The following is a 12,769-nucleotide window of genomic DNA, read 5'->3' on the forward strand; positions in this document are numbered from 1 at the left end:
CCCTTTGAAAAAGAGGGGTTTCATGCTTTTATGAATGTAATTTTTATATAAAAATTAAGAAAATAGACCATTTTTTTCTCCATTTTCCTAAAATTTACTAACCGGTTTGTTTTAATTTTTTAGCTAAAAAGCTATTTTAACTTTATTTTTTTAACCTATTGTTTATTCTTGAAGTAAATTGATTTTAATTTTCAAATTTATTAAAATTCCGTTAATATATAAATTGACTTATTTTTTGTTAATTTTTTAAATACAATTAAAATGATTCTCCATCATTTTTTAAGTATCAATGTGAATTTCCCCTTTATGGAAGCCTGTTTTCAGCGTTTAATGAATTGATGGTATAGATATTTATCTACATATTTGTCCCTTGAATATATTAAAATCTGTTAATATGAATGTGAAGTTACATGTATTAAGTGCAGGAGCTTTGTTTTTTTTGGGACAAGCTGCTTTTGCGCAAAAATCTAAGAATGATTCTGTTCTGAAGGAGAATAAGATCGATGAGGTAATCGTTACTGGATACCAGAAGAAAAAAGCAGATGAAATTACCCAGGCTCAGGCTGTTGTTGGGGGTGACGAAATCAGAAGAAACTCTCCTACAACATCTATTGGTAACTCTTTACAGGGTAGAGCTTCAGGGGTATTTGTACAAAGTACTACCGGGCAGCCAGGTGCTGCTGCTACCATTCAGGTAAGAGGTATTGCCGGTGTTGGTGGTTCTTCAGAGCCTACTTATGTGGTAAATGGTATGTATATGACTGCAAGACAGTTCAGTGCAATCAACCCTGCAGATGTTGAGTCTATTTCAATTCTTAAAGATGCAGCTGCTACAGCACAGTATGGTGCGAGAGGAGCAAATGGGGTAGTAGTAGTAACTACTAAAGCCGGAAAAGCTGGGAAAACTCACTATTCATTTGAAACTAAGTTTGGTTTCAGTGAAAAGCTGAGAGACAAAAATTATACCATGATGAATTCCAGGGAGTTGATGGATTTCCAGAATCAATTAGGGTACCTTGGATTTAAGCCAAGATCTCAACAGGAAATCGATGCACTTGCTGGTTATGATCACAACTGGCAGAAAGATCTGTTAAAGCCTTCAAGCATCCAGTCTTACTTATTCAGTGCGCAGGGAGGGTCTAGAGAAAGTACTTTCTATTACTCTTTAGGATATGATTCTGATAACGGGATTATCAGAGATATCGACGGACTTAAGAGATATACAGGTAACTTTGGATTTACCAATAAACTGAGTGAAAAACTAAACGTAGGAGTCAACCTTGGGGTTCAGTATCAGGAAACTCAGAATTTCAGAGACAGAAACAACACACAGAACCCATTTGCAGCCATGTATAAATATGCCCCATATGAGCCGGTTTATAATGCAGATGGCAGCTACAACCAGACTATGAGAGCTGGTTCTAACGTTGTTGAGCAGATCCGTACTAATAGATCAGATGAGCAGAGACTGAGAATTCCGGTAACTTTATTCGCTGAATATAAAATTATCGATGGACTGAAGTTTAAGTCAAACTTTAATGGACTTTTCGATTGGTACATGAGAACTCGATGGATGCAAAAAGGTTCAAACCTGGATATTACAGTGAACAAAGTTCCTACAGGTTCATTGAACAAAGACTCATTCTACACATTTAACTATACCTGGAATAACTCCATTAATTATAAAAAATCATTTGGAGGTCACAACTTTGATTTCTTAGGATTTATCGAATATAACGATAACTACAATGAAACAATGAATGGTGGTGCTTACGGATTGAAATCTCCGGTAATCAATGTTCCATCGATTACAACACCATCTGACAGAAATACATTTACTGGGGTTAAGGTAAGAAATACCCTGTTCAGTTTAGCGGGTATGTTAAACTATGATTATGAAGGCAGATATTTGGTAACAGGATCATTGAGAAGAGATGCTTCATCAAGATTTGGTGCCAATAACCAAAGTGGTATTTTCTGGTCTGCAAGTGCAGCCTGGAATATCGCGAAGGAAGACTTCATGAAAGGTGGGTTTATTAATGATTTAAAGCTTAGAGGATCTTACGGTACAACAGGTAACGATGGTACTTTGCCTGATTACTATAATGTCAATAATATCAGCTACGGTTTATATGGTGCTAATGGTACCTCATATCCGGGTACAGCTTCACAAGGATATTATATTATTGGTAACAGCAATCTGAAATGGGAATCTAATGCGATTACCAACTTAGGGGTAGATTTCACAATGTGGAACAGAAGAGTTCGTGGATCCGTAGAAGTATATAAAAATAAGAGAAAAGATTTCGTACAGCTTGTTCCTTTGGACAAACAGGAAGGAGGATACTACCAGTATATCAATGCGGGAGATATGTCTCAGAAAGGTCTTGAAGTTGAGCTTAGTGTAGATGTAATCAAAAAGAAGGATTTCCAATGGAACTTACATGCTAACATATCTTTCCAGAAGTCAATTCTTGATAAGCTAGCAGACGGTCAAACACAAAGAAACTTAGGAGATACTTATTTAAAAGTAGGTGAGACTCCATATGTATTCTATAATGTAAGATTTGCCGGAGTAGATCCAAGCAATGGAAAAGCATTATATTATGATAAAGAAGGAAATGTTACTGATGTTTACAGTGCATCTAATGCAGTTCCTCTTACTGATAAATCTCCGTTCCCAAAAAGTTTTGGTGGATTCGGAACAACCGTTCAGTACAAAGGACTTGATTTCAGCGCAGATTTCTCATTTAAACTAGGTGGTTATACTTATAACAATATGTATGCTGCTGCTGTTGATCCAACATTGGCTGTTGCAGGTAGAAACATGGCTCAGGCTGCTGCTCAGGTTTGGAAAAATCCGGGAGACACAGGAGTATTCCAGAAAGTTGACTCAAACGGTATGCGTGATTCTGATCAGTGGATCGAAAAATCAGATTACTTAAGATTAAGATCACTTACATTAGGATACACATTTGATAAAGCGTTCCTTGGTGAAGGATCTCCTATCAATAAGCTTAGAGCATACGTACAGGGACAAAACTTATTTACAGTGACTAAATTCCACGGAGAACCTGAAGTTTCAGTAGGATCAGATGAATCTACAGCTTTGTTCGTTCCAGGAGCATATAACCTATATACTTACCCTGCTGTAAGAACAATCCTGGTAGGACTGCAATTAGAATTTTAATATTGAATAGCCTTATGAAAAAGAATATAATAAAAATAAGTTTAGCTGCGTTAACCATCTTTGTTTCGTTAACGTCTTGCGACAGAAATTTAGATCAAATCTCATCAATCAATGAAGATCAGGAGCAGGCAATGACCAGACCTGAAACCTTCAGACAAGCTATGGATGGTGCCTATACAGCGCTTAAAGGAGCCGGATATTATACCAGTGATACAGGAAACCAGCTTATCATGGGAGATCTTACCACTGATAATCTTGTTCGTACAACTACAGGAAGAAATACCAATCTGGCTGCTTCGAACTTTGAATTCTCATCCGATAATTCACAGACAACAGGATTGTATACTGCTGCTTATCTTGTGATCAGCAGAGCTAACTTTGTTTTGAAATATATCAATAACGGAGTATTATCTGGAACACAGAAAACAAATTTGGAAGCTGAAGCAAGAGCATTAAGAGCAATAGCTCATTTTGATATTGTAAGAGCATATTCTCAAATTCCAACTCAATCTGCAGGAGCTAAAAATACAATCGGAATTTATTATTCAGAGACTTATTCTCCCCTAAATAATACATCATCAAGAAATCTTACCGTTGATCAGGTTTATGATAAAGTGATAGCAGATTTATTATTTGCTGCGGATAATATTACTCAAAATGATCTGGATAAAGGAAGATTGAGCAAAGCTGCCATCTATGGACTATTGTCAAGAGTAAACCTTTACAGAGGAGACTATGCTAACACCATCAAATATGGTGAACTGGCATTGGGTATTTCTTCAAGTGTTACTCAGAAATCTAATTTTTATAAGATTTGGAAAGAAAAAGAAGGAGATATTAATGATGGTGTTTTATTCCAGGTATCGAATTCCGCAGCTGAGCAAAACACAGTAGGAGTTGCTTACAATCAATCTGTTCCGGCGTTAAGATCAGAATTTGTTGTAGATTATGACTTATATACTGCATATACAGATAATGATGTAAGAAAATCTGCTTATTTTACTACGGATGTATATAGTAAACAAAAGTATAATCACGTTACAAAATACTCAGGTATTACCGGTTTGCCATCTAATATCGTTCCGGTAAGATATTTAAGAGGAGCAGAAGTGCTGCTAAACGTTGCTGAAGCATATTACAGAACAGGTAATGGTGCACAGGCTTTAGTTCTTTTAAATAAATTGAGAGCTGAAAGATATACTGTATTTACTCCTGGTACAGAAACGGGACAGGCACTTTTAGATGCTATCCTGAAAGAAAGAAGACTGGAGCTTGCCTTTGAAAATGACAGATGGTATACATTGAAGAGATTAAACCTTGCCATTCAGAGATCAGGTAAAGGAGATCTTTTTGATGGTACAGGTACCCCTGCAGTTGCACAGACTCTTGAAGCTGGAAGCTACAAGTGGCAGTGGCCAATTCCTATTTCTGCTATTCAGGCAAACCCGAATATTAAGCAGAATGACAAATATTAAGATTTAATTTTAATATATTTTTTAAGAAGAGTCCCAGAAATGGGGCTCTTTTTTATTGCTATTTTTAGCAATACATTATCTCATTACCTTACGGTCCTGGTAACTTTTCGGAGTGACACCTTCCAGTTGCTTAAATACCCTTGTGAAATAGTTGGTATCTGAAAATCCCGTCTGAAAAGCGGTTTCCTTAATGCTGGTCTGGCTGGCCAGTAATTCTTTGGCTCTGGTAATTCTTTCCTGCAAAATAAAATCATTCGGGGAAGTTCCCAGTTCATCTTTAAACATTTTAAAGAAATTCGACTTGCTTACATACGCCAGCTTGGCAATACTGTCAATAGACAATTTCTGATGCAGATTTCTTTTAATATAATCTACCACAAAACCTATCCTGGATTTATTTTTAACAATATTCTTTTCCACCATGCCTCTTGCCTGGGTCTGCATCAGTCTGATCAGAAGTTCCTTCAGTGCAAAATCTGCCATGATATCCTTTTGCGAATTATCATCCATCGCAATTCTCATGATATTGTTGGTAGCAGAAGCCAGCGCTTTATTATTAAACAGAAAATACTCATCCAGCTGAATATTCCATTGTGAAGTTTCATCCACCTTTGGAAGATGATAATTCAGGTAATTGAGAGAATCCTCAATGAAATCAGGGTTAAGGCTTAAAGAAATACATTGCGTAGGCGTTTCATCCGCTTCAGGAAAATCAATCACCATCGTTTCTCCGGGAGCAACAAGGATACTTTCCCCCGGGTAGTAATCAAAATAATTGGTCTTCTTATCCAGTTTCATATGTTTCTTCCCTCTCAGCATTGCCGTAAATGCAATATTTTCGAAATGAAGTTTTACATCAAACGCCGCCTTATGAGTCTCATAAATACTGAACTCACAATTGTTTAGATTGAATTTCGTCTGGTTTTCAACAAGACTCAATAGTTGGTTTTCCTTACGCAATTCAGGAGTATTTAATAAAATCTTACTATTGTTATTCATTTCTAAATTTTTTTGAAAAGGAACTAACTCAAATATAGAAAATTTGAGAGTACGTTGCTGTTAATAAAATACTAAAATTGAAACCCTTGCACTATTTTCCACTTTTTTTATACGATTGTGCTATACTCTTTTTGGCTTCTCAGTGTAATTTGGCGTTATCGAAAAAATAAAAACAATACTAATATGAGCACTATTACAGAACCAAGATCAACGACACTTTTACAGCGTCCGGAGTTTAAAAACAGATATGATAACTATATTGACGGAAAATTTACTCCACCTGTTAAAGGACAATATTTCGACGTAGTTTCTCCGGTTGATGGGAAAAAATTCACCCAGGTAGCACATTCGTCCAAAGAAGATTTGGAGCTAGCGGTAGACGCCGCTGAAAAAGCATTTCAGACATGGAAGAACACTTCTTCCACAGAAAGAAGCATCATTCTGAACAAAATTGCAGACAGAATAGAACAGAATTTGGAATACCTGGCAACAGTAGAAACAATAGATAACGGAAAGGCCGTAAGAGAAACGCTGGCAGCAGATTTACCTTTAGCCATTGATCATTTCAGATACTTTGCTTCCGTCATCCGTGCTGATGAAGGATCACATAACGAATTGGATAAAGACACCGTTTCCTTAATCGTTCACGAACCTCTTGGAGTGATTGCTCAGATCATCCCATGGAACTTCCCGATATTGATGGCAGTATGGAAACTGGCTCCCGCATTGGCTGCAGGAAACTGCGTAGTGTTGAAACCGGCAGAAAGCACACCTGTTTCCATTATGGTTTTAATGGAGCTTATTGGTGACCTTTTACCGGCAGGAGTTATTAATATTGTCAACGGATTCGGTGCAGAACTTGGAAGAGCTCTCGTGACCAATCCGAAAGTAGCCAAAGCAGCATTTACAGGTTCTACCGCTACGGGACGTCTGGTAATGCAATATGCTACAGAAAATATTATTCCGGTAACGTTGGAGTTGGGAGGAAAATCCCCGAACGTTTTCTTCAACTCTGTAATGGATGCAGATGATGAATTTTTAGATAAAGCCATAGAAGGAGCCGTTCTTTTTGCCCTTAATCAGGGAGAAATCTGTACATGTCCTTCAAGACTTCTTGTTCAGGAAGGTATTGCAGATGCCTTTATCGAAAGAGTGATTGAAAGAGTAAAAGCCATCAAAGTAGGCAATCCACTGGATAAAACCGTGATGATGGGAGCACAGGCTTCACAGATTCAGAAAGATAAGATCCTTTCCTATATTCAGTTGGGAATAGACGAAGGAGCAGAAGTGCTTGTAGGAGGAGCAGTAAACGATCTGGGAGATGATCTTGAAGGCGGGTACTACATCCAGCCTACCATTTTCAAAGGAAACAACAGAATGAGAATCTTCCAGGAAGAAATCTTCGGTCCGGTGCTGGCATTTACCACTTTCAAAGATGAAGAAGAAGCTGTAAAAATTGCCAATGATACCATCTATGGACTTGGAGCAGGAGTATGGACCAGAGATGCTCACCAGTTGTACAATATTCCACGCCAGATTGAAGCAGGAAGAGTATGGGTAAACCAATATCACTCTTATCCGGCCGGAGCACCTTTCGGAGGTTACAAACAATCCGGAATCGGAAGAGAAAATCATAAAATGATGCTCGATCATTACCGCCAAACCAAAAACATGCTGATTTCTTATAACAAGAATAAGCTAGGTTTCTTTTAATATTATGTAGGACGTGCCCGATTGCCTTGGCTTTACCCAGGGCAACACGGTCGGGCTATCCAGGGCTGCACTTCGTTTCGGTGCTCCATTGCATTCCGCACCGGCTCGTTCCTCGCCGCCCTTCCTATCCCTCACGCAGAGAAATTATCTGGTCAAACGTGGAGATAAAAACAAATAACCCCAAATAACTCAATCCAAAAAAGAAAATATGATTCCAAAAACAATGAAAGCGGCAGTAGTTCAGGGCTACGGTCAGCCTTTGAAAATAGAAGAAGTACCTGTAAGGGAACCCGGAAGATATGAAGTGCTTGTTAAAGTCATCGCCTGTGGAGTTTGCCACACAGATTTACATGCGGTAGATGGCGACTGGCCTGCAAAACCCAAAATGCCTCTTATCCCCGGACATGAAGGAGTTGGTATTGTGGTAGCCTGCGGACCGGAAGCTTTTGTAAAAGAAGGAGATGCCGTAGGAGTTCCATGGTTGTACAGTGCATGCGGATGCTGCGATTATTGTATCACAGGATGGGAAACCCTTTGTGAAGCCCAGAAAAACGGAGGTTATAGCGTAGATGGCGGATTTGCAGAATACGTCATTGCAGATTCAAGATATGTAGGACATCTAAAATCCGATGTTAACTTTCTTGAAATTGCGCCTATTTTATGTGCCGGAGTAACCGTCTATAAAGGATTGAAAGAAACAGAAACAAAACCCGGAGAATGGGTGGCCATTTCTGGAATCGGAGGACTGGGACACGTAGCCGTTCAATATGCAAAAGCAATGGGAATGCATGTAGCAGCCATTGATGTAGCAGATGATAAGCTGGAGCTAGCAAAAAAATTGGGAGCAGACCTTGTGGTGAATGCGAAAAACACAGATCCCGGAGAATATTTACATAAAGAAGTCGGCGGTATGCATGGTGCTTTGATTACCGCAGTTTCACCTATCGCTTTCAAGCAGGGAATCGATGTATTGAGAAGAAAAGGAACCATTGCTCTCAATGGACTTCCTCCCGGATCTTTCGAACTTCCCATATTTGAAACCGTTCTGAAAAGAATTACCGTTAGAGGTTCTATTGTAGGAACAAGAAAAGACCTGCAGGAAGCACTGGATTTCGCCAATGAAGGATTGGTAAAAGCTACAGTCACTTCCGCAAAATTAGAAGATATCAATGATGTTTTTGATAAAATGAAAAAAGGACAAATTGACGGCAGAATCGTTTTAGATATTGCCGGCTCAAATTAATTTGATGATGTGTTGCTGATCCCGGTTAGAATGTACTTTACCGGGATCTTTTATCAGTATAAGGTTGGCATTAAACCAAAATAAAAACAATGGAAACAAAAATATCAAGACTCTCCGCCACGGAACAGGCTCTTGAAGTAATTAACAGGCTGGAAGAACAATATGGTCCTCTGATGTTTTATCAGGCAGGAGGATGTTGTGAAGGAACCCAACCGCAATGCTTCGAAAAAGGAGGATTCTTTCCCAGAATGAATGATGCCATGATCGGTACTATTAACGGGCATGAGTTCTGGGTAGACCGAGACCTTTTTGAATACTGGAAATATTCACATTTTACTCTGGATATAACAGATGGTTTCGGGCCTGGTGGATTTTCACTGGAAACTCCCTTGGGAAAAACGTTTAAAGTTCATTACAGGCTTTTCACTCCTGAAGAATATGAAAACCTGGAACCGATAAAGCGCAGTGAGTAAAAAGCTTCGAAATCAAAAATGATAGGCTAAGAATTAAGGTTTTTGAGCAATATAAATAAGCTCTCTTTCAAATTCATATTTCCCTCTCGAAATTCCTCTTTTTAAGATAAAATATTGAGTAATTGCTATTACCAAAGCGACTGCCCCGGCCATAAGACCTTGCTGACCTCCTGTTATACTGACAAATGCTATCACAAAGCAAAAACACAAAATGAGAAACCAATTCAAAATCTGAAATCCTGAAGGGAAAAATTCTATCAGTACAGATGATATCCCATTGTTGTCAGAAATAGTTCCATGAAACACAGGATTACTTCTGTTCATATCAAATAGCCTTCCTCTTCTTTTGATTGTAAAACTGTTTGCATCAATCATTCCCCGGTATTCAAAACGGGTAGGAATTGTGGTGTCTTTTTCTAATGATATGAAAGTAGTATTGGTTTTATAAGTGACTTTCATTAATCTCTGTACCAGTTCTGCACTATTGATATTGAGATCAATAATGAGGCTGTTGTATAAGCCAATGCTTTTGAAAAATGAGTTCATGGGTTAAAAGAAAATGGTTAAACTACAGTCAGACTTTCACAAACCGGTTAACAAACATAGCGGCAACGATATCTCCTACAGCGTTCAGAACAGTAGCCAAAGGATCTACCAAAGTTCCGATGATCATTACGGCAGGAATGGCTTCCTGAGGAAGTTTATAAACAGAAATCATCAGCATTTCCCCAATATATCCGCCATTAGGAATACCTCCGGCGACAATACTCACAAAAACGGTAATTCCCAAAGCTAAAAGCAGATTGGCTGGATCGAAAAAATCTTTTCCAATAATTAAAAATGCCACATAGATCTTGATAATCGAAGACATTGAAGACCCGTTTTTATGTAAAGTAGTCCCGATAGGAATCACCAGATTGGCAATAGAATTCGGAATTCCGATTTTGGAAGCGGCCTGTAAATTGGCTGGCATTGTTGCAAAACTGCTGCATGTGCTTATGGCGGTCAAAGTAGGGTAGATCGCATTGGTCCAAAAACTTTTGACTCCTTTTTGCCCATTCGCCATGAACGCATAGATAGAAAAGAACACCAGAAAATAAATAACTCCTGCAATATAATATAACCCTAAAGGTTTAGCATAAAATCCAAAAAGCTGTGGTCCTAAAGTCGCTACCTGATAAGCAAAATAGGCGCCCAGACCAATAGGTGCCAATTTCATAACCAGCAAAAGAAGTTCTTTCATCACTTCATACCCTGAAGCAATAAAAACCCTGAAAGGCTGTCCCTTTTCTCCTGTTTTTCGGGCTGCAAATCCTGTCAGAAAAGCAAATACCAGAAGAGCCAGCATATTCCTTCTTGAAAAAAGCTCCGTAAATTCTCCCACCGTAAAGAAACTTACAATTCTGTTGCCCCATGTATCCTCATTGGCCGCTTCCGTAATCAACTCAGAACTCCCTGAAACACCCGAAACCGGGAACAGATATACTGCACAGATCGTAAAGACTGCTGCCGTAAGAATAAAAAATAAAAAGGTAAGGGCCATCACAAGAATGATCTTACCGAATTTAGACTGCTGCTCCAGAGAAGCAATAGAGTTGGAAACGGCAAAGAATACCAAAGGAACTACACTCACAAAAAGAAGATTCAGAAAAATATCTCCCAAAGGTTTAATGTATTCCACAAACCCTGGTGCAACAATTCCTATGATGCTTCCAATAGTGATTCCCAAAAGTAAAAATATGATTCCGGAGTAGTTTTTCAATACATCTTTCATGTATGGCTTTTTATCAAAGATAGGTTTATTTTTAACATTCTGTTATACAATTTTCAGACCTAAAATTCATAAATTTGGGTAAACCACATTTCTATGGCTTATATAGATTACTATAAAATTTTAGGCGTAGATAAAAACGCAACACAGGATGATATTAAAAAAGCCTACCGAAAATTGGCCAGAAAACATCATCCCGATCTCAATCCCGGAGACAAAGAAGCAGAAAAGAAATTCAAAGAACTGAATGAAGCGAATGAAGTGCTGAGTAATCCGGAAAACAGATCAAAATATGACAAGTACGGAGAACACTGGAAGCACGGCGAAGAATATGAAAAAGCCCAGCAGCAGCAAAGACAGTATCAACAGCAAAGTTATAACGGAGGATATTCCGGTGCAGATTTTGGTGGAGGTGAAGATTTCTCAGATTTCTTCCAGGATATGTTTGGCGGTGCAGGCGGTGGATTTGGCAGAAGTTCAAGAGGAAGAGCCTCCGGTAAATTCAAAGGACAGGATATCACTGCCGAATTGAATCTCAATTTAAGAGACGCTGCAACCACGCATCCGCAAACTTTTGAAATCAATGGAAAGAAAGTAAGAATCACCATTCCTGCAGGAGTGTATGACGGACAGCAGATTAAGTTAAAAGGACATGGAAACCCCGGAGTAAACGGTGGTCCAAACGGAGATTTATATATCACCTTCAATATTCCTGCTGATCCGGATTTTGAAAGAATAGGTGATGATCTAAAGACCAAAGTAACCATCGATCTGTACACAGCCGTTTTGGGTGGCGAAGTAAAAGTACATACGCTCAATGGAAGCGTAAACCTTAAAGTAAAACCGGAAACCCAAACCGGAATGACAGTAAGGCTCAAAGGAAAAGGTTTTCCTGTCTATAAAAAAGAAGGAGAACACGGTGATCTTTTTGTAACCTACGAAGTGAAACTGCCAACCAACCTTACTGAGAAGCAGAAAGAACTTTTTGAACAACTAAAAAATTCCTAAGCTATGAGTGAAAGAATATCACGGGAAGAACTCGTAAAAATCTATAATATAGAAATCACTTTTTTTGATGAGCTTGTAGACTATGGGCTGCTGAATATTCAGATTGAAAACAATATTCATTACCTGATGTATGAAGATCTGCCCGATCTGGAAAAATTTGCCAACTGGCATTATGATCTTGAAATTAATCTGCCTGGTCTTGAAGTAATTTATAATATGCTGAAAAAACTGGATGCCCTGAACCGAAGAAACAGAGAACTGATGAATAAACTTTCTGCCATAAGTGATCAATATGAAGATATTTAGTTTAGTTTTGTAGCTTTTTAAAGCAAACTCTATAATTATGAATGAAGAAAAGGTGATTACACTAAAACCGGACAGAAAGATTTTTGAAGATATTTATTTTAGCGGTAATCAGGGAAGTCTGCTTTTTTCTCCTACTACGAAAAGTAAAACGATTATTACAATAGCTGCTGCAGTAATTGTTTTCATTGTTTTTCTTTTAAAAGATCTTATGATTAAAGAAAATGCAGGCGTTTTATACTTCCTGAGTTTTATATTTTTGCTTTGTGCTGTTTTTTTATCCGTAAGCGTTAATAAAGTTTCAAGATGGAAAAAACAGGTGAATCATTATTTAAGCGTGCTTGAAAGATGTAAAATATACGAAATCAGATTGGATAAGAATTTTTTCACGGTCAATATTGATGGCGAAAAAGAAACCAGCGAATGGAAAGATTTTGAATATTTTGACAGCACCCCTGAATTTATTTCTCTTGAAGGAAAATACAGTTATATGTTTCCCAGAAAATCAATGAGTGAGAAAGAATACAGCTTTCTTAAGAATACATTGAAAGAGAAAGTTAAGACCGATTAATAAAAACAAAAACGGAGCAAAAT

Annotated in this window: 11 protein-coding genes; 8 read left to right on the plus strand and 3 right to left on the minus strand. The window is 38.1% G+C overall.

The window, feature by feature from the left end; all coding sequences use genetic code 11:
- Positions 1-394: 394 nt before the first annotated feature.
- Together DDF69_RS00370 and DDF69_RS00375 are read left to right on the plus strand one after the other, a co-directional pair.
- A complete protein-coding gene (locus tag DDF69_RS00370) occupies positions 395-3,190 on the plus strand; it encodes a SusC/RagA family TonB-linked outer membrane protein (protein ID WP_114819033.1) in 2,796 nt (931 codons plus the stop codon).
- A 14-nt stretch (positions 3,191-3,204) separates the two neighbouring features.
- Complete coding sequence (locus DDF69_RS00375) at positions 3,205-4,665, plus strand: RagB/SusD family nutrient uptake outer membrane protein (protein WP_114819034.1); 1,461 nt, start codon at positions 3,205-3,207, stop codon at positions 4,663-4,665.
- Positions 4,666-4,740: 75 nt separating this feature from the next.
- Here the strand turns inward: DDF69_RS00375 and DDF69_RS00380 are convergent, their stop codons facing one another.
- Positions 4,741-5,664, minus strand: a complete 924-nt coding sequence (locus DDF69_RS00380; RefSeq protein WP_114819035.1) for a helix-turn-helix domain-containing protein — start codon at positions 5,662-5,664, stop codon at positions 4,741-4,743.
- A 183-nt stretch (positions 5,665-5,847) separates the two neighbouring features.
- Between DDF69_RS00380 and DDF69_RS00385 the strand changes: the two genes are divergently transcribed.
- From DDF69_RS00385 to DDF69_RS00395, 3 genes are all read left to right on the plus strand, one after another.
- Complete coding sequence (locus tag DDF69_RS00385; protein WP_114819036.1) at positions 5,848-7,377, plus strand: aldehyde dehydrogenase family protein; 1,530 nt, start codon at positions 5,848-5,850, stop codon at positions 7,375-7,377.
- 208 nt (positions 7,378-7,585) lie between these two features.
- Positions 7,586-8,620, plus strand: a complete 1,035-nt coding sequence (gene adhP, locus DDF69_RS00390) for an alcohol dehydrogenase AdhP (protein ID WP_047434164.1) — start codon at positions 7,586-7,588, stop codon at positions 8,618-8,620.
- A gap of 89 nt (positions 8,621-8,709) precedes the next feature.
- Positions 8,710-9,093 (plus strand): DUF779 domain-containing protein, encoded by a 384-nt coding sequence (locus tag DDF69_RS00395; RefSeq protein WP_114819037.1) that lies wholly within the window; start codon positions 8,710-8,712, stop codon positions 9,091-9,093.
- Positions 9,094-9,126: 33 nt separating this feature from the next.
- On the opposite strand, the gene DDF69_RS00400 is transcribed toward DDF69_RS00395, so the two are convergent.
- A complete protein-coding gene (locus DDF69_RS00400; protein WP_114819038.1) occupies positions 9,127-9,639 on the minus strand; it encodes a hypothetical protein in 513 nt (170 codons plus the stop codon).
- A 28-nt stretch (positions 9,640-9,667) separates the two neighbouring features.
- Positions 9,668-10,867 carry a dicarboxylate/amino acid:cation symporter gene (locus tag DDF69_RS00405; protein WP_114819039.1) on the minus strand — a complete coding sequence of 400 codons (1,200 nt, stop codon included), beginning with the start codon at positions 10,865-10,867 and terminating at the stop codon, positions 9,668-9,670.
- A gap of 93 nt (positions 10,868-10,960) precedes the next feature.
- Between DDF69_RS00405 and DDF69_RS00410 the strand changes: the two genes are divergently transcribed.
- Genes DDF69_RS00410 through DDF69_RS00420 form a run of 3 tightly spaced genes read left to right on the plus strand, consistent with a single transcriptional unit; the run spans position 10,961 to position 12,746 of the window.
- The gene (locus tag DDF69_RS00410) at positions 10,961-11,872 is read left to right on the plus strand and encodes a DnaJ C-terminal domain-containing protein (RefSeq protein ID WP_114819040.1); all 912 of its coding nucleotides are present in this window, start codon (positions 10,961-10,963) and stop codon (positions 11,870-11,872) included.
- 3 nt (positions 11,873-11,875) lie between these two features.
- Complete coding sequence (locus DDF69_RS00415; protein WP_114819041.1) at positions 11,876-12,178, plus strand: chaperone modulator CbpM; 303 nt, start codon at positions 11,876-11,878, stop codon at positions 12,176-12,178.
- Positions 12,179-12,215: 37 nt separating this feature from the next.
- Positions 12,216-12,746 carry a YcxB family protein gene (locus DDF69_RS00420; protein WP_114819042.1) on the plus strand — a complete coding sequence of 177 codons (531 nt, stop codon included), beginning with the start codon at positions 12,216-12,218 and terminating at the stop codon, positions 12,744-12,746.
- Positions 12,747-12,769: the final 23 nt, after the last annotated feature.

Origin of the sequence: Chryseobacterium sp. KLBC 52 (genome assembly GCF_003347605.1) — a bacterium.
Classification (GTDB): Bacteria; Bacteroidota; Bacteroidia; order Flavobacteriales; family Weeksellaceae; genus Chryseobacterium.

What these genes read in the sequence shown, in the direction of transcription:
- DDF69_RS00410 (WP_114819040.1), top strand. Translation starts at nt 10,961, where the DNA reads ATGGCTTATATAGATTACTATAAAATTTTAGGCGTAGATAAAAACGCA.
- DDF69_RS00405 (WP_114819039.1), bottom strand. Translation starts at nt 10,867, where the DNA reads ATGAAAGATGTATTGAAAAACTACTCCGGAATCATATTTTTACTTTTG.
- DDF69_RS00370 (WP_114819033.1), top strand. Translation starts at nt 395, where the DNA reads ATGAATGTGAAGTTACATGTATTAAGTGCAGGAGCTTTGTTTTTTTTG.
- DDF69_RS00420 (WP_114819042.1), top strand. Translation starts at nt 12,216, where the DNA reads ATGAATGAAGAAAAGGTGATTACACTAAAACCGGACAGAAAGATTTTT.
- DDF69_RS00385 (WP_114819036.1), top strand. Translation starts at nt 5,848, where the DNA reads ATGAGCACTATTACAGAACCAAGATCAACGACACTTTTACAGCGTCCG.
- DDF69_RS00395 (WP_114819037.1), top strand. Translation starts at nt 8,710, where the DNA reads ATGGAAACAAAAATATCAAGACTCTCCGCCACGGAACAGGCTCTTGAA.
- DDF69_RS00375 (WP_114819034.1), top strand. Translation starts at nt 3,205, where the DNA reads ATGAAAAAGAATATAATAAAAATAAGTTTAGCTGCGTTAACCATCTTT.
- DDF69_RS00380 (WP_114819035.1), bottom strand. Translation starts at nt 5,664, where the DNA reads ATGAATAACAATAGTAAGATTTTATTAAATACTCCTGAATTGCGTAAG.
- adhP (WP_047434164.1), top strand. Translation starts at nt 7,586, where the DNA reads ATGATTCCAAAAACAATGAAAGCGGCAGTAGTTCAGGGCTACGGTCAG.
- DDF69_RS00400 (WP_114819038.1), bottom strand. Translation starts at nt 9,639, where the DNA reads ATGAACTCATTTTTCAAAAGCATTGGCTTATACAACAGCCTCATTATT.
- DDF69_RS00415 (WP_114819041.1), top strand. Translation starts at nt 11,876, where the DNA reads ATGAGTGAAAGAATATCACGGGAAGAACTCGTAAAAATCTATAATATA.